Annotated in this window: 18 protein-coding genes; 12 read left to right on the forward strand and 6 right to left on the reverse strand. The window is 64.4% G+C overall.

From position 1 onward, the window contains the following. Nucleotides 1-105 precede the first annotated feature (105 nt). Nucleotides 106-1464: a hypothetical protein gene (locus tag AC069I_RS41770; protein ID WP_478267829.1), complete on the forward strand. Its 1359-nt coding sequence runs from the start codon at nt 106-108 to the stop codon at nt 1462-1464. A 303-nt stretch (nt 1465-1767) separates the two neighbouring features. Here AC069I_RS41770 and AC069I_RS41775 read toward each other — a convergent pair whose 3' ends face one another. Together AC069I_RS41775 and AC069I_RS41780 are read right to left on the reverse strand one after the other, a co-directional pair. Beyond that, a complete protein-coding gene (locus AC069I_RS41775; RefSeq protein WP_478267830.1) occupies nt 1768-2349 on the reverse strand; it encodes a hypothetical protein in 582 nt (193 codons plus the stop codon). Nucleotides 2350-2616: 267 nt separating this feature from the next. Beyond that, entirely contained in the window at nt 2617-2817 is a 201-nt protein-coding gene (locus tag AC069I_RS41780) for a hypothetical protein (RefSeq protein WP_478267831.1), read from the reverse strand. A 394-nt stretch (nt 2818-3211) separates the two neighbouring features. Between AC069I_RS41780 and AC069I_RS41785 the strand changes: the two genes are divergently transcribed. From AC069I_RS41785 to AC069I_RS41795, 3 genes are all read left to right on the forward strand, one after another. Beyond that, nucleotides 3212-3538, forward strand: coding sequence for a hypothetical protein (locus AC069I_RS41785; RefSeq protein WP_478267832.1), 327 nt, complete (start codon nt 3212-3214; stop codon nt 3536-3538). A gap of 613 nt (nt 3539-4151) precedes the next feature. Further along, complete coding sequence (locus AC069I_RS41790; RefSeq protein WP_478267833.1) at nt 4152-7160, forward strand: ATP-binding protein; 3009 nt, start codon at nt 4152-4154, stop codon at nt 7158-7160. Next, a complete protein-coding gene (locus AC069I_RS41795; protein WP_478267834.1) occupies nt 7157-8329 on the forward strand; it encodes a response regulator in 1173 nt (390 codons plus the stop codon). Before AC069I_RS41790 ends, AC069I_RS41795 begins: the two co-directional genes overlap by 4 nt. A 645-nt stretch (nt 8330-8974) precedes the next feature. Here AC069I_RS41795 and AC069I_RS41800 read toward each other — a convergent pair. Beyond that, the gene (locus tag AC069I_RS41800; RefSeq protein ID WP_478267835.1) at nt 8975-9196 is read right to left on the reverse strand and encodes a DUF397 domain-containing protein; all 222 of its coding nucleotides are present in this window, start codon (nt 9194-9196) and stop codon (nt 8975-8977) included. 5 nt (nt 9197-9201) lie between these two features. Further along, nucleotides 9202-10017 (reverse strand): helix-turn-helix domain-containing protein, encoded by an 816-nt coding sequence (locus AC069I_RS41805; RefSeq protein ID WP_478267836.1) that lies wholly within the window; start codon nt 10015-10017, stop codon nt 9202-9204. A 344-nt stretch (nt 10018-10361) separates the two neighbouring features. Between AC069I_RS41805 and AC069I_RS41810 the strand changes: the two genes are divergently transcribed. The 8 genes from AC069I_RS41810 to fxlM all read left to right on the forward strand — a co-directional run bounded on the left by AC069I_RS41810 (nt 10362) and on the right by fxlM (nt 17882). Beyond that, complete coding sequence (locus tag AC069I_RS41810; protein ID WP_478267837.1) at nt 10362-10778, forward strand: hypothetical protein; 417 nt, start codon at nt 10362-10364, stop codon at nt 10776-10778. Then, nucleotides 10775-11320, forward strand: coding sequence for a DUF4254 domain-containing protein (locus AC069I_RS41815; protein WP_478267838.1), 546 nt, complete (start codon nt 10775-10777; stop codon nt 11318-11320). The genes AC069I_RS41810 and AC069I_RS41815 overlap by 4 nt, the downstream gene beginning before the upstream one ends. A gap of 3 nt (nt 11321-11323) precedes the next feature. Continuing rightward, complete coding sequence (locus tag AC069I_RS41820) at nt 11324-11629, forward strand: hypothetical protein (protein WP_478267839.1); 306 nt, start codon at nt 11324-11326, stop codon at nt 11627-11629. A gap of 12 nt (nt 11630-11641) precedes the next feature. Continuing rightward, the gene (locus tag AC069I_RS41825) at nt 11642-11914 is read left to right on the forward strand and encodes a hypothetical protein (protein ID WP_478267840.1); all 273 of its coding nucleotides are present in this window, start codon (nt 11642-11644) and stop codon (nt 11912-11914) included. 177 nt (nt 11915-12091) lie between these two features. Continuing rightward, nucleotides 12092-12247 (forward strand): FxLD family lanthipeptide, encoded by a 156-nt coding sequence (gene fxlA / locus AC069I_RS41830; RefSeq protein WP_478267841.1) that lies wholly within the window; start codon nt 12092-12094, stop codon nt 12245-12247. A 73-nt stretch (nt 12248-12320) separates the two neighbouring features. After that, nucleotides 12321-15401 (forward strand): lantibiotic dehydratase, encoded by a 3081-nt coding sequence (locus AC069I_RS41835; RefSeq protein ID WP_478267842.1) that lies wholly within the window; start codon nt 12321-12323, stop codon nt 15399-15401. Then, nucleotides 15398-16585, forward strand: coding sequence for a lanthionine synthetase C family protein (locus tag AC069I_RS41840; RefSeq protein ID WP_478267843.1), 1188 nt, complete (start codon nt 15398-15400; stop codon nt 16583-16585). The genes AC069I_RS41835 and AC069I_RS41840 overlap by 4 nt, the downstream gene beginning before the upstream one ends. Nucleotides 16586-16655: 70 nt before the next feature. Then, nucleotides 16656-17882: a methyltransferase, FxLD system gene (gene fxlM, locus AC069I_RS41845; protein ID WP_478267844.1), complete on the forward strand. Its 1227-nt coding sequence runs from the start codon at nt 16656-16658 to the stop codon at nt 17880-17882. A gap of 134 nt (nt 17883-18016) precedes the next feature. Here fxlM and AC069I_RS41850 read toward each other — a convergent pair whose 3' ends face one another. Continuing rightward, nucleotides 18017-18664, reverse strand: coding sequence for a hypothetical protein (locus AC069I_RS41850; protein WP_478267845.1), 648 nt, complete (start codon nt 18662-18664; stop codon nt 18017-18019). 162 nt (nt 18665-18826) lie between these two features. Then, nucleotides 18827-19444 carry a hypothetical protein gene (locus tag AC069I_RS41855; protein WP_478267846.1) on the reverse strand — a complete coding sequence of 206 codons (618 nt, stop codon included), beginning with the start codon at nt 19442-19444 and terminating at the stop codon, nt 18827-18829. Nucleotides 19445-19619: the final 175 nt, after the last annotated feature.

Here is a 19619-nt window from a genome sequence, read left to right on the forward strand (position 1 = left end):
TGTACGAACGGCGCTTACGAGGAGGCATGAGGACATCCTTTCAACAGGACGACTGGTCCTGCTAACTCGGTGTCCACTACCCGGGGTGAACCTCATACGTGGAGGATGTTCGGCCGTCTGGAACTCGCCCGCGCCATGGGAGAAGCCGTGAAGACCGATCCGGAGGGGTGGAGTGCTGCCCCGCAAGATATTGTGACTGCGCTGGGCAACCCGCTCTACGTCGAGCACTACTTCCGTGCACTCACTGAGCGAGCAGCCGACATCGGTCCTCAGGCCCCCGCCGTACTCGCCGCAGCGTTGACCCAGCCCTCTGCAGGTGAGGCGTTTGGAGAGGGCCGGGACACGGGTGAGGTTTCGCCCGATCAGGGGAACCTGCAAGAAGTCATTCTTGACCTCGTCAGGGCGCTGGCTAACAAGGACGCCGACCTCACTGCCACACTAAACGATCTCTGGGCACAGGCGATCGCGGCGACACAGAGCCTCCCAGAGGCCGACGAAGGACTGTTGTTCGCTGACCATGATCCTCTTAACAGCGCGATCAACCGATCATGGGGACATGGCCTCCAAACGATGCTTGCCCTCGCCGCTTGGGAATTTCGGAACCACTACGAGACCGTCCGCCCCGAGTTCGAGCGTGCCCTCGACTCCGTCATCCAGACGGTCGGCTCAGTCGGACTCGAATTTCGTGCGATCCTCGCTGCCCATCGGCCTCCCCTTGAAGGGATCGCATTTGCTTGGCTTGAAGCAAATGCAACAGCCTTGTTCCGAGAGGGCATCCTGGCCCAGGAGACCTTCGCCCTCACCGTCAAATGGGCCCGCCCCACCACATGGCTCTACCAAGAGTTCCCGGTAGAGCTGTTCGGCGCGGCTCTCCGCGGCGTCGACAACGCCGTCAGACTCATCGTCGTCGCCGCACTTCATGAAGTGGAGGGCTATGGACTTGACACTGTGATCAAGCGCCTCGGAAAGCAGCCCGCTGTCCTCGCTAGTGCTGCTGAAAGCACCGCCTTCCTTATGCAGGAACCCGAACCGGAACCCTCTCATCTCGCAGTTGCTATCCGATTCTGGACCCATCTCCTCGACATCGACAGAACAACGGCCCAAGCCCAAGCTCTCGCCGGCCTCGGCCGCTGGGCGTTCGTCGACAACGTCGACGATGACCAATGGGCTCTTCTCACCGCCCGAACCCTTGAGGTTACCGACGGCCAGATCGGCAACTCGATTTCCGTCACCGACCGCGCGGCGAGAATCCCAGCGAGTAGTACTACTCGTGACATTCTCCTCCGGCTACTCGACAACGGCGATCCCTGGGAACGTCATCGCGCCGCCAGCAAAGCCCTGGAGGTGCTCCGCGCGTCAATAGATCAGACAGTAGATGACAGTTTTCGACGCCTGCGGACCCGGTTGATCGACCTTGGACACCGCGAGGCCGTAGCAATTAATCCACCGGACACGATCGAATAGGGGTTCGTCGGTTTGCGAAAGTGGGGTGAGATTGCTTCCGCCGCAAGCGGCCAGCCCGGCCAGACGAAAACACTCTCGTACCGCGGCATGTGGCGCGTTCGTGCGGCGCACGGTCATGCTGATATGCGGACGTCGAAAGGGCGATGACACACTATGACGGTGCCCAGTCGTTGGTGTGAGCGGACGTCATGGCTGTCGACAAATGCCAGGACCACCTACATTCGTCGGCACCGGACCATAGTATGAAAATCAAGAACTCGCCGTGGATGGTTGGGTCGAGTCGTAGCGAGGCGACTTGGAGAACTAGTCAATTTGCGCTAAACCAAGATCCTTTCTTATGGCATCTTGAAGTTGTTCTCGGGCATCTCGCCCCTTCAGCATCGCGGTCCGCACTTGCTCTTGCTTGGCGGGCTCATGCGTACCGTCTCCGCAGGTTAAAAACGAAACAACTGCCCAACCGACCATTCTTGTAGCATCTTTCGACCCTATCAGTTCGAGCGTCAGCCAACCCTCCATCGCCCGGTGGTGAAATTCTCGAACATCGAAGGGAATCTGTGTCGGATCACCGAGTCCGGGATAGCCATCTTGGACATGCAGGGAATTCAAAATTGCCATATCCCATTCGCGAAGTGCGACCAGTAGTGCCGAGCATGTCTCGATCCGCTTGTCGATCCAGTGCTTGCGAAGATCATGGGCCTCGTCAGCCCGTTTGCGCTCGCTCTCTCGCGTCCACCTCAACTCTTCGCGTTCCGCCTCGCGCTCCCATCGTCGATCGTCGCGACGAGCGGCAATCCATTGACCGCCCCAGGCGCCGCCGATCGTGCCGACGACAGCTAGAACGGCGAGTGTAATCGTGACCCACAAGGGTGCCGTACTTCCTGTCATGACGGAGACCGTAGCCAAGACCGTCACAGCGCTCTACGTCTGGCTTTACGACTCACCTCGACGCGGAACGACGTTCGCAGTTGGTGAATCCCGTAGCTGTTAACCCTGGGTACACAGGCAGATCAGCGCCGGAATCCGTCTGGGGAGCGACAACTGCTCATGCCGCGAGTCGAGCACCGGCGGACCGCCCCCAGAGACGCGCGCTCATGCTTGATGAGCGAGTGCTCGCCGAGAGTTGTTGATTCCGCAAGGATGATGTCACTCCGGTCAGGACATCCACAGTTCCTGCAATCTAAAGGCAAACGCGAGAGTGCCCCCTCCGCCGGCACTTGACACAAGAAGCAATTTCAGAACTTTGAATCCGTACTCCTGGCGAACCTCATTCACGCTGAAAAAGGTCACGAAACATGCCATCCCGATTAGCGTCACGCCGAATGCGCCAATCCCAGCCAAGATCCAGTTGGTCATAAGTTGCTCCTCATCGCTCTCAGCTCTTGTCGCGAGCGCCGATCATCGAACCCAAGACTTGTCGGGCTGAGACGGAGAGACAACAGACCGCGCCGATGTCGCGCCCTACATCAAGGGTCTTGTCGCCGTCGGCAATCGAGCAAGGTGTATGCGCAGGTCAACGCCTCGCGCATATCGATTTCGCCGTCCGGGTACTCTCATGACGGCGTCAAGGCTAGCTTGACGCCGTCATGAGGGAGGCCCCGTGGTAAGGCAGTACCGGAACACTCCTCGCGCGCAAGCCGAGTCCTTGGCACGGCTCGCAAGGGCCTACGATGAGCTCGCCTCGGAACATCGAGTATTCGCGAGCAGCGTCGCCCGTGGAACCAATAGGGCAGCCACGACCAAAGACCAATTGACCGATTGGCTCTTTCGGCTCACCGTCTTCGCGGCGGAAGCCGAGCGACTTCTGGCGCTCGAAGTGGAACTTGCACGCATGAACGGTGCGACTTGGTCGGATGTCGGTGAGGCACTGGGCGTGAGCAGGCAAGCCGCCCACGACCGTTTTGGCACTCACGAGCGGTGGAACCGCAGCAGGAGGATCTCGCAATACAGTCAGGCTCGCTGGGCAGAGGGTTATCGCTACCTTCGTAAGCAACAAGAACGCGACGAGCAGGAGCTGCAGCCGTTTCGGCGCTTGCGAGCACGGACAAACCGTCCGCCTGACGCCCAACGGTCCTGACAGGATCTGTACACCAGCGCCCGCATCAGTCGACCTGCAGTAAGAGCTTCCGCGCGTCTGTCACCGTTCTCACTGCTGCAGTGTGCCGCCGCGGACTCGGCGACGATCAAGGTCGCGACGACCAGGCGCGCGGAGCGTCCCGCCGCACCACGCGCCCGCAGTAAGCGCTCCCGTTTCGTCTCACCGTCCCATGTGCCCGCGGCCTTGTCGCGCTTGTTCCCGCCGTGCGCTGAATCGCAGGTGGGCCGCGTAACCGTTATCCGAATCGACAGCGGGACGTGATTTCGTTCCCCTGCGCTTGGTCCGCTGGTCCAGACTGCCGCTGGTCTGGATGTTGATGCAACTACTGGGCCGAGCCGTTGAGGTCCCCACGGGACGCAACGTCCGCTCATGCCACGAGCAGAGCGGTCGCCGCGCCGATGCTGAGGAACCGCCGACATATACGTAGTTGCGGGCCGTGCCGCCAACTGGTCGCACATGTTGCAACAAGCTGGGAGTGCCAACGACATGGGGGCTGTCATCGAATGGGTGGGCCAGCCATGAAGATCAACCCGTCGCTGCGACTGTAGCCAACGCCGTAACAGGACACGCCTGGGACGTGATAGTCACTCACGTGACTCCATTGACCGAGAGGCAAGAACCGTACACCGATGCGATAGCTGTGCTGTCCGAACTGGTCGAGGCTGTTGCCCCGTGGGCCGAGTTGACAGAGGTGCTGGGCCCGTCCTTTGAGGTCAACACGCACGCGCAGCGCTGGCTAACGGTGGCCATTACCCACAGGTCCTGGCTGTATGAAAATAATGAGCTCATGCCTGGTGTGGGTGTGAGCTGCCTTGCGCTGTTCACGGACGTCGGCAAAGCGGCGTTCGAACTGGCCTTGCGTGATGTGATCATGGCCAATCAGCCGGGTGCACGAGTGGATCAGTCGCACGGCCGCTTCGTAGGGTTGCTGCCGCGTGCTCGGCCGTGGCTGATTGACGCACTCGGTACCCCGGCAGTAGCTCGCTTTGGACGGGGCGAACGAGCCAACCTCGCCGCGCTCGGCGATAAGGCCAAGACCTTCCGGAGTCACGAGGACGTGATGTGGCAGGTGCTTGGCTGGATCAGCGTGGTGTGCCCGACGGTGTCGCTGACGCCACTGGCACGCCGGGTGGTCAATGATCTCGGACAGAGTGACGACTCACAGTTCGACTGGCGAACTCGCTTCGAGCAACTGTTCGGCGGGCGTGACACGCAGCAGGAAGCAGAGATGAGCGGGCCGGACCACGCTTTGCGGTTCCGGGTCAAGCTGGTCACTGCGGACGGTCGCGCCGGGATCGGCGAAGCGCCGTCGAAGCGGCTCGCAATACGATACGCGGCCCGCGACTACCTACGACGGTATGCACCTCACGCTGCGGCAGCGTTCACAGCGGCCCCGTCACCCATCCTGGTTCCGCCACCGGCGCGCCTGGACACCAAAGCGACGGCGGCTTTGATGCGGACGTTCGGGGGTGGTGATATGGCGGTGTTCGGTCGGGCGCTGACTCACCGCTCCTGGATCAAGGAGAACATGCCGAACGTCGACCTGGACGTGGCGAGCAACACCGTTCTCACGCATTTTGGGAACGCGGTGCTGGTGGCGCTCGCTTCAGTCATCCGGGCTCGCACGCTCCTGAGTACCACGACGGACCCTGACCCCGATGAGGCCAGGGCGTTGACGCTTCCGGACAACGTGGTCGCACCGCTTGCCGAAACGTTGGGAATAGCTCGGCTCGTTCGACTCGGCCGTGGGCAAGCCGCGAGTGGCCTCACGGTTCAGATGGCCGCAGGGGCAGTGAAGGCCGTGCTCGCGGCCGCATATCTCCGCAGCGGCCACCTGAAGTCCCTCGAACGCGGTATACCTACTCCGCTTTCGCAGTTTCTTATCAAGCAAGCCCGCATCCCCCTACTGGACCCGTTCAGCAGACTCTGGCGGGTAGCCAGTGAAATTCAGTCCGAGCTCGAAGTCGACGATGAAGGGCCAATAGGACCCAATCACCGGACCGAGTTCAAAGCGCGCATCACGCTGACCCGCGGGGTGGAGCGCGTCGATCTCGTTGGCAGAGGTCCAGGCAAGAGTGAGGCACGCAAGGCCGCCGCCGCTACGCTCTTCACCGCGGCGGAGAGGTTCACCGCAGCGGTTCCACTCGGTGACGACGAAGAGGTTCGGGCCCACTTCATCGTGCGCGCCGAGCTCGAATCGCTGGTCGGAGTACCTGCGCGGTGGAGCCTGTGGCGCAGGCAAGGCCGAGTCGGCGCCGCACTACTCACCGATGGGGTCGGTGCCGCGTTCGATCGGTGGGCGAATTCCGCCGCCGCGCTGTTCCAGCCGCCGGATTCGCAATCTGCCGACGCCTTCACGCAGTACTACCGCCCTTTGGTTTACCGACCGAGAATTCGACCGCTGTTCGCGGCGGGATTGCGCAGCACGGTCGAGGTGGTGCAACAGTCGGCCACGTCGACGGACGTACCGGTTGTCAGCGAACTGCTCTGGAACCAGGTCGTCTCGGTGACGACCGCGCAATCGGTGTGGTTGGCCTCGGACAACACAGCGGACCTGGGCGATGTGCTGGCGAACTGGGAGATACTCAGCCGCGGCCGAATCCACGTCGATTGGGTAGGAGCGAAGCCCCTATTGCCTTGCGGCGCCCGTGCTGCCTCGGCCCTTCAGCACGCGCTCAACCAGGAGACCGCCACAGGTCCTCGTACGGTGACTGTCCGAGGAGGACGAAGCGCGACCGGTGCCCCCTCCATGTATCTGCGCGACGACACACACTGGCAGGCAGAAGACGCGTTCGTGGCAATGATCATGGAGGCCGCAGACGAGCTCAGGATCGCGCGATTGGAAACCGGGGAGTTGGAAATCTCCGCGCCGGAGCCGTTCGACCACAACAACTGGCTTTCCGCCAGTGCCAGAGCCGCAGCCTACGAGACCGACGCCTACGATGCCGAGCTTGGCGCTATATTGCATGACCTCAAGAACGAGTTGACGGCTGTCCGGGCTGCTTTGGCTGTCCCGGACGACACCCGCACCGGACAGTTGGCTGCGGCGCTGGCTGCTAGCAGGCACTGGGACGCGGCAGCTGGACTCGTCGCCCGGATCGCCGATGCCGACCTCCTGTTCGGTCCAACGGAGGCGGGAGGCATCACCAGGCTGTCGGACTTCTTTCGGGAGTACGTCGCGCAGATCCTGCGCAGAACACCGGGATCCATCCGGATCGTGCCACCGGTCATGTCCACCGTGCACGCCGATTTGCCGGTAGCCTTGTTCCGAGCTGTTGTCGACAACCTCATGCTCAACGCGATCCAGGCCATCGGGGATGACGATGGTGAGATCAGGATCGATTACGAGGTCGCTGAAGGCGACGGTTCGGTGATCGTGCGGATCAGCAATACTGGTCCGGCCATTCCCGATTCGGTGCTGCGAGACTTGCGACTCGGGCGAAGACTCTCAGGACGTGGAAACGGAAGCGGGCTCGGCCTCAATGGTGTGCAACGTATTCTGTTCAGCGTGGGCGGCAGCTTGGAATCGGCCTCAGGATCGACAGGCCACACCTGGGTCATCACACTGCCCATGTACCACGAAGGAGGGGAGATTTCGTGAGCGAGTGGACGGGAGGCCGGAGCCGACGAGCGTTGTTCGTTGATGATCAGCCAGACGTCGCGCGGACGTTGTCGAAACTCCTGCGTCGAACGGGGATCCAGAGTTCGTTCTGCACGAACGGCGATGACGCGCTGCGACGACTCCAAGAGGGCACCTATGACATCGTTCTCCTCGACCTGCACATGCGTCCCGGAACCTGGGGAGGGCTGCGGGTGCTCGAGCAGCTCCGGGACGCCGGCCTTTACGCCAACGTGCTTGTTCTCTCCGGTCAAGGTGGACAAGCCGAGACGATCAAGGCAATACGCCTGGGCGCAAGGGACTTTGTGATCAAAGACGATGCGATGGAGCAGCTGGCACCACGTGTGGAGGAGGCGTTGCGGGCTGATGCGATTGAGCGGATCACCTACGCCACCGACAACTTAATTGCCCCTCTGGCCACCGGTTTCGCACGTCTGACGCACCAGAGAGAACCGCTACTCCAGCTTCGCGCTGGGCTCCTTCTCGCTGAGAACGCCATTCGACTCGCGGGGATCGTCGCCCTTGCGCTGTCACGGAACGCTCTCACGAGTGATCAGTTGGAACAGCTGGCCCGCCCCAGCATGGGCACCTGGGAGGCTGTCTGTCGTCAAGTCGCGGCCACCGTCGAGGACCAAGTGGTTCGCCGCTGGCTGACGGCCGCGTCGGGGCTCGCGCCACTGATCTCCGTCCGCAACGATCTGGCCCACGGTGGCGACGTGGGCCAGTCCTGGGTGGCCGGTCGATTGGCCACAACCTTGGGGTATCTGGATCAGTTCGTACTCTCGATGCGGTCGCTACCGCCTGTTGAACTCGTGGTTCCCACGGCCGCGCAGTTCACCGGGACAGCCTTCGAGACGCAGGTGACGATACTTTTAGGCAGCCGCTCAACCTATCCTGTCCGGTCGATGTCCACCCCAACCCCACTGATTTCGGGACATGTCTACATCCGGGTTGGTAACAAGGGTCACACCAGCCTGTGGCCACTAGTCATCGCCGAGCCGGATGACGCACCAGGAGCCTGGCGGTATCACCTGTGGGACGGCATCGAACGAAAGCGTAATCGTTCCTTGCGTTACCTCACAGCGAACGGCGAACGATTTGTCTCTCCGACCCTTTCTCAGACGGATTTGGAGGGTCTTGGTAAGGATTAGATGTGGGGGTCACAGACTCAAGGCGTAGGCACCTGCACATGCCGATGTACGGCGGCGGCCTGTGGGTACTCGGCGACGGTAAGGCCGAGGCGCTACCGTCTCTGCCGTAAAGAACATGATCGTCGCGCCGGTCTTGGATGGTTCCAGGAATATTGCAGGCTTCGGCCCGCCGCGGCGAACTCGTTGCCGTTCCCGACTGGCGGCCAGCAGTACCGACCACTGGGCAGGGATCGACTGAACCCGCCTGGTGACTGCACAGGGGGGCACATGGTTCGTGGACCTCAGCGACGCGGCCACGTCAACCCCGAGGCAGCTTCGGTCATGGTCCCAGGGTGAGGGGCTACTCTGAGACCTCCTAACCAAGACCCTGCGGAAGAGGTAAGGGAGAGCTGGCGTCGCACCCTGTCATGGTCACACTCGGCGACGAGGAGGTCACGGCGCGGTTGGAACAGTTCGACATTGATCTGGAATTGATTAGCATGCGCGGCCAGAATCCGCGAAGACGGTCGCTCTCTAGTTGCTGGAACCGGGCAGAAGAACTACTCACTCGTTGAGTTGGTGCCAGCGTACGGACCCTAACGAACGGAGATCGCCCTGGTCGCGTCAGGCGACCAGGGCAGCCTCACATGGTCAGTCGATGTCAGGTCAGATGTCGAACTCGCCGTCCTTGACGCCCCGGATGAACGCCTCCCACTCGGCGGAGTCGAACGCCAGGATCGGGCTGGCGGCACCGAGCTTGGTGTCGCGGACCCCGACTGCTCCGGGGATGGCCCCCATCTCGACGCAGCCGCCGTTCTCTTTGCTGTAGGAGGCCTTGTGCCAGTTGGTCGCGGCGGCGAGGGCGGCAACGACGTCCTCGTTGTTCATGGTGCTCACAGTTCCTTTGCTAGCTGGCGGAACAGCGCCGGTGTCGTCTCCGGCTTGCTGGCCTTGACTCGGAGTTCGGCCAAGGCATTGCGGTAGGCCCTGATCTTCCTCAACTCCTCGTAGTAGTAGGGCTCGACCAGTGTCTCTACGTACACGCAGCCGTGGTAGTCCTCGAGTTCCGGCGGCGCGGACAGGATAGTGAAGGTTCCTTCGACACCAGTGTGCGCGCCGACCGACGTGGGGAGTACCTGCAATTTGATCCCGGGTCGTGCGGCGAGAACGGCCAGGTGTTCCAGTTGCTCGCGCATGACCTCGACTCCGCCGACGAGCCAGTCCAGCGCCGGCCTGGCGATCACCCGCCAGACGAGTGGGCGTTCGCCTTCTTCGAAGACCATCCGCTGGCGTGCCATGCGCAGCTCCACGCGGCTGGCGACCTCGTCGTCAGGTAGTTCGGCGTCGCTGCCGCGGATGATCGCCTCGGCATAGGCGCGGGTTTGCAGCAGGCCTGGGATGACCTGGGCGTCCCAGCTTTCGAGCTGGCTGGCGGAGGATTCCATGCCGAGGAACAGGCCGAAGTCAGCGGGAACCTCCTTCTGGTCGAAGCCGATGAACCAGTCCTTGCCCCTGCGGGCGCGCTCTCGCAGGCTCTGGAACTTCTCGTTCTGCTCAGCGACGCCGTAGAGCGCCAGCAGGCTCTTCAACTCCAGGGGTTTCGGGAGCGATCGACCGTTCTCGATGTGCGCGATCGCCGAGACGCTGCCTTGGATTTCTCGGGCGGCGGCCTCGCGGCTGACGTCGGCGGCTTCGCGCAGGCGTCGCATCGCGACGGCGAACCACCACCTCAGCGCAGTCGGGCTACTCGTGGCCACGCACTGCTCCTCTCTTGCCGGTAGCGCCCTCGCGCTTGTCGAAGTTTCGCATGCGCGAGCGCACACGATCGGAGTATCCATTTTGACGATCGTCAGATGTACTGTCGTCATCATGACTCGCGTCACTCCGATTGTGAACACGGTACCGGGGGGTGCGCGCTTTCGCCGTGCAGCGGTGCTTCGGCGTTCCCTGCCGTCGAACTGTCCTGCGGGTTCTCCTGCCCACGCCTGGTCCTGGCGTTGCTTTCCCGCCAGGTCAGGTAACCGCAGCCCACTTGCGAAGGAGCGTTCGCGTGATGGCCACGACCTTGTCCGACCTCGTAGATGCGTCAGTGCAAGTAGGCAGCCGCGAAGAGCAGCGTGCCGACTTGATTGCCGAGCTTCGGACAACCCGGCTAGTGCCAGCCGTGGTCGTGCCAGGCATCGAGCATCAGGCCGCCGCCGCGATCGTGCAGGCTGGTCTTCCGACTGTGGAGTACCAGCGCAGCATTCTGCATCGCCGCATCGACGAACATCTCTTCCTCGACGTTCCGGCCCGGACTGGTGTGCGGATATTGGCCTGCTGGGACGACCGCAGCCGCCGCATCCGGATGCACTGTGCGGAAGTCGGCGCCTCGGGTCTTTGGGACCGCATCGTTGTGCACTTCACTTGGTGGGAGATGTCCGGACGTCCCGTCCCTGTTCTTGACAGGCCGAATGGGTTGGCCTCGTGACTATCCTGATCCCTGCTCCGATGACCGCGTCGGCGGTCGGCCCACAGCTGCCGCGCGCCGCGGCAGTGGTCCGCGCGTTCACCGCCTCTCCTGGCGACCTCCATCCTGTGCTGGTCGTGGCGGCGGCGCTGGCCATCGAGCACCGACTGCGCGTCGGCGTCGATGCCATCGTCGGCGATCCTCGGGCCGATGATCCCGCGGTGGCGGCCGCGGCCCGGACCCTATGTGCGCGGGACGCTGCCTGCGCGGTCCTGATCGACCGCATCGATCGGTGGGCCGCAATCGAGTTCGCTGAAGGCCGGGCAGGGGTTCTGCACACCGAATCGCTCGGGCAACTGATCGAGCGGATGGCGACGGTCTGGATGCGCGGTCAGGCACTCGCCGATTCCCGCGTCGGCGCGAGTGATCCACGAGTTCGGCTCGCCTCGGCGCAGCTCGGCGAGTTAGGCGCCGCCTACGACGACCTGGTCACGGATCTGCAGCTCGGGCGTCGTCGGCTTCCCGCGTTGCAGACGCCCACGGGCCCGGACGGGACGGTGTAACCAGTGGCGGAGGCAGTAATCCGGCCGATGGAGGTCATCCTTGTCGCCGCGGGCAGTCCGATAGGACGAGCCGCCGAGGCCATCAATGATCTGACCAGGCACTTACCCGATCCCGGTGAGCCGGACTTCTGCCCGACGTGTGCGGGCAGGTTCTGGCCGTGCGCGGCCTTCGACGACGCGGCCTCCCGCGTGCACACCGCACGGCTGCGGGGCGGCGACGTCGTTCCCCTGGACCTGCATCCCCGCCTCTGGCCGTCGTCCGCGCAGGCGGTCTCGCCTGTGTGGCCGTCCGGTCCGGCTTTCGAGTGAGGAAACGTAATCATGGACCAAGTGCTGACTGCCGCACTGCGGGATGCCGTGTTCGATCGGCTCGATTACCTCGACCAGTTCGCTGGTGAGAGTGACCAGCAGAGCAAGGCTGCGCTCGCGGACACGGAGATCGTCCGGCTGACCTATGCGTTCCGCGCGCTGCTGTCTGAGCACTCATCCGACGAGCGAGGCCGCTGCAAACAGTGCTCGGGTTGGCTGCGCCCTCGGCGGCATCCCTGCTCGGTATGGAACATCGCGCACCGCCATCTGCTCACCGCTTCCTAGAACTCACCGAGCCCGTGCCGATGACCGTTCACCTGCGGGAGAGGAGGAGACGTTGCGCGCACATGTTGGTACGGCTGGTAGCGATGCGCGAGGCCGTTCCCCGCCGTGTCGTGCATAGACCAGCCCGACCGTCTTTGCATCAAACCCTTTTAACAACTGTCCACTTAGGAGTAATTCATGACCGCCACAGCAGTCCCGGCCGCCGCTATCGACGCGGAGTTCGACCTGGATTTCATCATCCTCACCGACGTCGACCCCGGCGTGGTCGCACCTTGTGGCACCGATGACGGGTGTGACCCCACCTGTGCGTCGTCGTGCGCCAGCAACGCATGACCTGACCGGTGACAGCGGGGCCGGGTAGCGGTTTGTTGCCCGGCCCCACCCCGACGGCTGTGTTGGAGGACTAATGCCTGCCCCGCTCTACCGCCATCGTGGCGCCGCGTTGCTCCGCGCGGCGGCCGCGCCCGTGAGTTCAAGCCCCGAGACGTGGCCCGACCTCGACGACATCGAGGCGTCTCGCGCCTGGCTGGCTACGGCGTGGGAACGACCCGAGATCGCCGATGCCATCAGCGTCGCCAGCTCTGGTCTCACCCGGCGCATCGAGACTGTGCTTGGCGACGTTGCGATACCGGCGAAGCAAGTCCGCCGAGCGACCGTCGCGACCATGCGATATCTCGTGCGCGCCTCCGGCCGTCACACCCCGTTCGGGCTGTTCGCCGGGGTCGCCCCAGCGTCGATCGGATCGGCCGCGAAGTCACGGTGGGGCCGTGAGCATCACCCCGTCGCCCGTGCCGATACGCAGTGGGTTGCCGATGTCGTAGACCGCTTGGAATCGGACCCGGAGTTGCTGGTGCGGCTAGAGGTGGTGTTCTCCAACCTGGCCACAGTCCGGGGCCAGCGCCTGGAAGTACCGCAAGGCCCGAATCGAGTGAGCGTCCGACACACCAGCGCGGTGCGTGCGGTCCGGGCCGCTGCTGTTTCGCCGGTCCGCTTCGCCGACTTAGCCGCCACACTCGCCGAGAGTTTCCCGAGCGTGGCGTCAGGAACCATTAGTGCCATGCTCACATCCCTTGTCAGAAAGGGATTTCTGGTCACAAGCCTGCGAGGCCCCTGTACCGTCACCGATCCGCTGGCGTACCTGATCGCCCGGTTGCACGCCGCTGGCGCGGACACCGTCGCAGCGACCGCGATGACGCTCGCGGAATTGGAGGCCATCACGGCGGTTTTGCGTCGCCACAACCGGCCCGGCATCGGCCGCGCTGAGCAACGTCGCCTGCGGGACGAGCTGACCGGGCGGATGCGGACGCTGTCGTCAGCCGGGCGAACCCCTGTGGCACTGGATCTGCGGCTGGATGCAGACGTAGTGCTGCCCGAGAGGGTGGTCTGGGAAATGGAGTGGGCCGCGACGGCGCTGATACGCCTGACTCGGCAGCCGACCGGACACGCCCACTGGCGGGACTTCTACGTGGCGTTCTGCGAACGCTACGGAACTGGCACCCTGGTGCCCTTAGCCGACGTGGTCGACCCCGACAGCGGGGTGGGCCTGCCCAACGGCTATCCCGGCAGTGTCCTGCCCGCTCCGCACGCGGGTGTTTCGGAGCGGGACGAGATCTTGCTCGCGCTGGCGTTCACAGCTCTGGCCGATCGCAGCGGCGAGATCGTCCTGACCGAGGACACGATCAGCTCGCTGACCGTCGGCGACCCGGCCATCGAGCGAAACCTCCCGCCACACGTGGAGCTCGCCGGCCGCATCCAGTGCGGCAGTGTCGAACGGCTGAACCGCGGTGACTTTACGGTCACTGTGGCGCCGGGACGGTCGGCAGGCACGTTCACCTCCCGCTTCACCACGCTCGCGCCCGACGCCGGGCTGGAACGGGTGTTCGCGGACCTGCCCACGACGGTCGAAGGGGGAGTGCCGGTGCAGCTGTCGTTCCCGCCGGTCTACCCGAACGGCGAGAACGTCTGCCGCGTTCCGCAGTACCTGCCGGACCTACTACCCCTTGGCGAACATCGCGGCTTAGCGCTCACGGCCGGCCGGCCTGGCGCCGAAGGCGCTGTCATCGGGCTGGACGATCTGGCGGTCACCGCGACCCGCAGCGGACTGCATCTGGTCAGCCTCTCCCGAGCGCAGGTGCTTGAACCGCAGGTAGTGCACGCACTCGCGTTGGAGAAGCAACCACCACCGCTGGCCAGGTTTCTCGCCCACCTTTCCCGTGCCCTGGGCGCCACCTGGCATCAGTTCGACTGGGGCCCGGCCGCGCAGAGACTGCCGTTCCTGCCTCGCGTGCGCTATCGCCGCGCGATCCTGTCCTCGGCGCGCTGGCGACTCGATGCCACCGATCTCCCGGCCGCAGGATCCGACGACCGCGCATGGATCGCGGCGCTGTCGGCCTGGGCGGACCGGTGGCAGTGTCCGTCCGCAGTGGAACTGCGCGACGCAGACCGGTCTCTGCCACTCGATCTAGCCGAGCCCGCACATCGGGCGATCCTGCACGCTCACCTGACCCGTCACGGTCACGCTGTCCTTGGCGAGACACCCGACGAGGCCGCGCTCGGCTGGGCCGACGGTCATGTCCATGAGATCGCCGTACCGTTGTTCACCACTCGACCGCCGTCCCCATCCCCGCGCGTCGCCGGGAGCCCGGTAGTAGCTAACAGCGTCCACGGGCAACTGCCGGGTACCGACGGCACCAAGTGGCTACATGCCAGCGTTTTCACCCACCCTGAACGGATCGACGAGATCATCGCCGATCAGCTTCCCCAGTTGCTCGGCGAGCTCGACCCGTCACCGGAGTTCTGGTTCGTGCGCTACCGCAGCCCGCACGAGACGGATCACCTCCGGCTCCGGCTGCGCACGCCGGACAGCGCGTCCTACGCACGAACCTTGGCCGCGCTCGGCGACTGGGCGGCTGGGCTACGCCGCGACGGCGCGGTCCGGCAACTGACCGTCGGTACGTACCTGCCGGAAACCGGTCGGTACGGGCACGGCACGGCGATGGACGCGGCCGAGGCAGTGTTCGTCGCAGACTCTGCCGTCGTGGCGGCTCAGCTCCGTCACCTGTCCGCCGGGATCGCCGGGTCGGCAGGGTTCGTCGCACTGGGCATGGTGGACACCGCCGCCGGGTTCCTCGGCACTCGTGCCGCGGCAATGAACTGGTTACGCAGCCACCCCGCACCGGAATCTGCCGCCGTCGATCGGGCCGTTCTTAACGAAGTGATCGGGCTTGCCAGGACCGACGGGCTCGAAGGCGTGCCAGGCTGGGCTGACCACGTCGCCGGGCATTGGCGAGTCCGCGCCGCCGCCCTAGCGACTTATCGCGCGCGGCTTGATCCCGCTGTCGACACCGACGCGGTGCTGGAAGCCCTGCTCCACATGCATCACAACCGGACGATCGGCATCGACCGCGACGGCGAGAACGGCTGCCGCCGTCTGGCCCGGCACGCCGCACTGGCCTGGCATGCTCACTATCAGGACAACCGCCGATGACCGTCTTCGAGGCGACGATCCCGCCGGTGGTGGAGCCCGCGCCAGGATGGAGCCAGTCTCTGGCCGACGGTGCGCCCGGCATCGCGCTGCTGCACTGGGAAAACGTTCGCACCGGTACCGGATCTGAAGGACTCGCCCGCAAATGGTTCGCTGCGATGACCCGCGGCCCGGTGACCGCACGCCCCGACGCGGCCGGTCTCTACCGCGGAGTTCCCGCCGTAGGGTTCGCGTTGCACGCGCCTGATCACCCTGGCTATGGCACTGCGCTGCGCAACTTCGACGAGCACATCGCCACACTCACCCACTCACGGTTGGCCCATGCACATGAACGGATAGATCGGGCCGAACTACCTGTGCTTCGCGAATTCGATCTGATCAGTGGATTGACCGGCATCGGTGCCGGGCTGCTGCGCCGCCACGGTCACAGCATGCTGCTGGTGCAGGTCCTCGGCTACCTCGTGCGGTTGACCGATCCCGTGCGCCATGACGGCGACCTGCTTCCTGGCTGGTGGTGCCGTACCGGCCCCCGCGGCCAGACCACGAACGCGTGGCGGGGAGGGCACGCCAACCTGGGGATCGCTCACGGCATCAGCGGACCGCTGGCACTGCTCGCGACGGCGTTGAGACGTGGCATCACCGTTCCGGGGCAGGTCGAGGCTATCGAGCGGATCACCGCGTGGCTGGACGAGTGGCGTCATGGCAGCGATGGCCGTGTGTGGTGGCCGGGCGTCATCTCCCGCGCGGAATGGCGCACCGCGACAGTCCGCCAATCCGGCCCGCAGCGGCCGTCATGGTGTTACGGCACTCCGGGCCTTGTCCGCGCACAGCAGCTCGCCGCGCTGGCCCTGGCCGACACCCGACGTCAGCAAACTGCCGAAGACGTTCTTGCCAGGTGTCTTCGCGACGAGCACCAGCTCACCTTGCTAAGGGACGCGTCGGTCTGCCACGGCTGGGCCGGATTGATCCACACCACCAGGCGGGTCGCCGCTGATGCCTCGCCGGGCGGCGGCCTCGCTCAGCTACTGCCTGGTCTCGAAGCCCGTCTGATCGACCACCTACACCAGCACGGACCACCCGTGGGGAACGGACTGCTCGAAGGCCGGACCGGGATACAGCTGGTGCAACTGGCCACGAACGCCGCGCCTATCACTCGATGGGATGCCTGCCTGCTATTGGAGGCCTGACACCCGCCGAACTCCCGAAAGTCCCTGACCGCACCGGATACCATCCGCACCGCCCGCATGGAAGGACACGATGAACAACACCACCACCGGCACCTCGCCCGAGGCACTGCGCGCGTCCATGGTCGCCCATGTCAAACAGGCCGGTCACGCCCGCAATCAGGCTGTCGAAGAAGCTTTGCGCGAGATTCCGCGCCATCGTTTCGTGCCCGCCGCCACCGCCGAAGACGCCTACGCCAACAAGGCGGTCATCACCAAACGCGCCGGCGACGGCTCCGCGCTCAGCTGCGCGTCCGTGCCCACCGTGGTCGCGATGCAGCTTGACCAACTCGACGTCCAACCAGGCAACCGTGTCCTGGAGATCGGCGCCGGAACCGGCTACAACGCCGCCCTCTTGGCTCGACTGACTGGGCCAGGGGGAGAGGTCACTACCGTCGATATCGACGACGAGGTGACCTCCGGTGCGCGGGAAGTGTTGGACGGCAACGGTTTCCCTGATGTCCGGGTCATCACACGCGACGGCTCGCTCGGCGCACAGGAGCACGCCCCCTATGACCGCATCATCCTGACCGTCGGCGCGTTCGACCTCCCGCCAGCGTGGTGGAGTCAGCTGGCGCCCGGCGGCCGTCTGGTGGTGCCGCTGCGCTGGCGGGGGCAGACGCGCAGCGTCGCGTTCGTCCGGGACGGTGACCGACTCCGGTCGGACTCGGTCCAGCTGTGTGGCTTCGTTCCGATGATCGGCCAGGACAGTGAGCTGTCCGGCCACCTGGACCCTGACGGTCTGGTCACTCTCTATTGGGATGGCGACCAGGACATCAGCCTTGATCGGCTCGGCGGGATCCTCGCCACTCCGAAGACCGCGGTGTGGTCTGGGGTGACCGTCGGCAACACCGAACCGTTCGACGGCGTCTGGCTGCGGATGACCGGCGCTGAGTCGGGTACCTGCCGTATTGCAGCCGATCCGGCCGCTGTCGAGGCAGGACTCGCTACTCCCGCCATCCCGTCCCGCAGCCCTGCCCTCGTCGAAAAGGACTCGCTGGCGTACTTCACCTTCCGCCGTCTGGACGACGCCGGTGAGCGGCGGTCGGAGTTGGGCGCGATCGGCCACGGTCCTGCTGGGGCCGACCTGGCTGAGCGGCTGTCCGACCAGATCCGTGCCTGGGGTTCCGTGCGGACGACGGATCCGGTCATCACCGCGTATCCGGCCGACACTCCTGATGAGCAGCTTGACTCTGCGCACATCGTCGACAAACGCCACAGTCGTCTGGTGGTGTCCGCCCCCGCCGTGTTGGGCTCGTGACTATGCCGCCTTCTGAGTGATCTCTCCTGTGGAGCCAACGCGGGCAGTCACGGCTACCAGCATCAGGAAGGGGTCTCGCCACCGTTGGCGAGACCCCTTCCTGACTTCACACGCTGCTTAAATCTTGCCCAGCCTTACGGCCGCCTGGCGCTCAACGCGAGCTTCGCGGTGTTCTTAAGCAAGTCAGCTGACGGTGCCTTGATCAGGGGTTCGGCTTGAGCTATGACGGTGGTGCGGTCATTTACGGTCGAGGCGTAGTGCCTACCGGTGAACGGTACGCCCGGATACTTGTTGCTCTCCTTCGACAGCTCGGTAATGTTGCCTGTGCCTGGCTTGTCGGTTTTCTCGCGTAGCTGGCCCGCGTTCTCGGCTGTGGGCATATCCGTCCAGGACACTGCGACCAGCATCTGGTGGCCGCTATCGTCAGTCGCCTCGAAGAGCGCCCGGCTCAGCGCGCTACAGGGGTGACTGACCAGGAATTCGCGCACGCCTCCGTAGGCGTGCGCGCTGCAGGCGGTGGTGTTAGAGGAGTCGACACGTGTAAAGGTCAGCCCGTTACTCGTCCAGGTAGGCGAGCTGTCGGCTGCGGGCTCCTCGGCTCCGCTAGAGGCGAACTTGCTAACGCCGGTGATTACGCCAAGTATCACCACTACTAGAACGATCGCTCCGATGATCGTCGAGCTATCGACGGAGCTCTGCCGGGCGGGGTTTTTGCGCATGTGGGACCGAACGCGAGTGCCGTCTTTCTTGGTGTAGCTGTGGACAAGGTGCTGCTTAGCCATAATTTGGGGTCTCCAGAAGTACGCAAGGGAACGCGACCACGAGCCCGCTCATGCAGGAATACTGGCTTGTGGTCGAGAAGGGGTTGCGCGTGGAAACCCGGCAGGCCCGCTCGAGAGCGGAACCGGCCGGCCGGTGAAGCGAGCGACGGTGTCAGCTGCGGGTTACGCGGCGAGCTCCCATTGCCGGACGTAGCCAACGGCCATCCCGCGCGCACAGGCATCCAGTTGGCGGCGGTTGGCCCGGTGGTGCAGCTTGAAACGGCGGCCGCGCCGCGTGTCGAACACGACCGGCGTCGCTTCAGGCAGCATCTGCTTGACCTGACTTTCCATCAGATACAGCAGCACGTCTGCGGACTCCGGGTCGAGCGCAGGCTCCTTGCAATACGGAGCCACCAGAAGCTGCTCACCGGTGAGCAGGCGGACACCGAGCATTTGGTGCATCCGCACGTGCAGCTCCGCTTCTGACCAGGCGCTCTCGGCGACTTTGACGCCGGTGGCCCCACGCGGCAGCAGCCGCAAGAAGCCGTCAGCTGCCTGCCGGTACACCTTCGCCTTGCCCAGGTTTGAGGCAACTGCGCGGCCTACGACCCGATCGAGCTCGGCAGCCGGATCCACCGAGTTCAGTGCACGACGAAACCCGGCATGCAGGGGGCCGTAGTAGGCCGGTGCACCCGGGCCAGGGTCGAGATAGGTCTTCTTCTGTGTGGTCACCATCGTCATGGCGCGACGTGGCCCAGCCTGGACGTAGTCCAACCACTGAAGCCCGCCGATCGACACCACACGCTGTGCGTAAGCCAAGGAAAGCCCTTCGGTCGTCCGAAGCGGCTCGTGTCCCATATCACCAGGTCAACAGCCCCTCGAAGGAGGGAACAGTCCTGTTTACCCGTTGACACCCCCTGATCTGGGGGGTAACTTCGTAGTTGTCAAGCATGAAGCTACCGGTAGAGTCGCTAGA

It is taken from the genome of Amycolatopsis sp. NPDC043885, assembly GCF_056435685.1.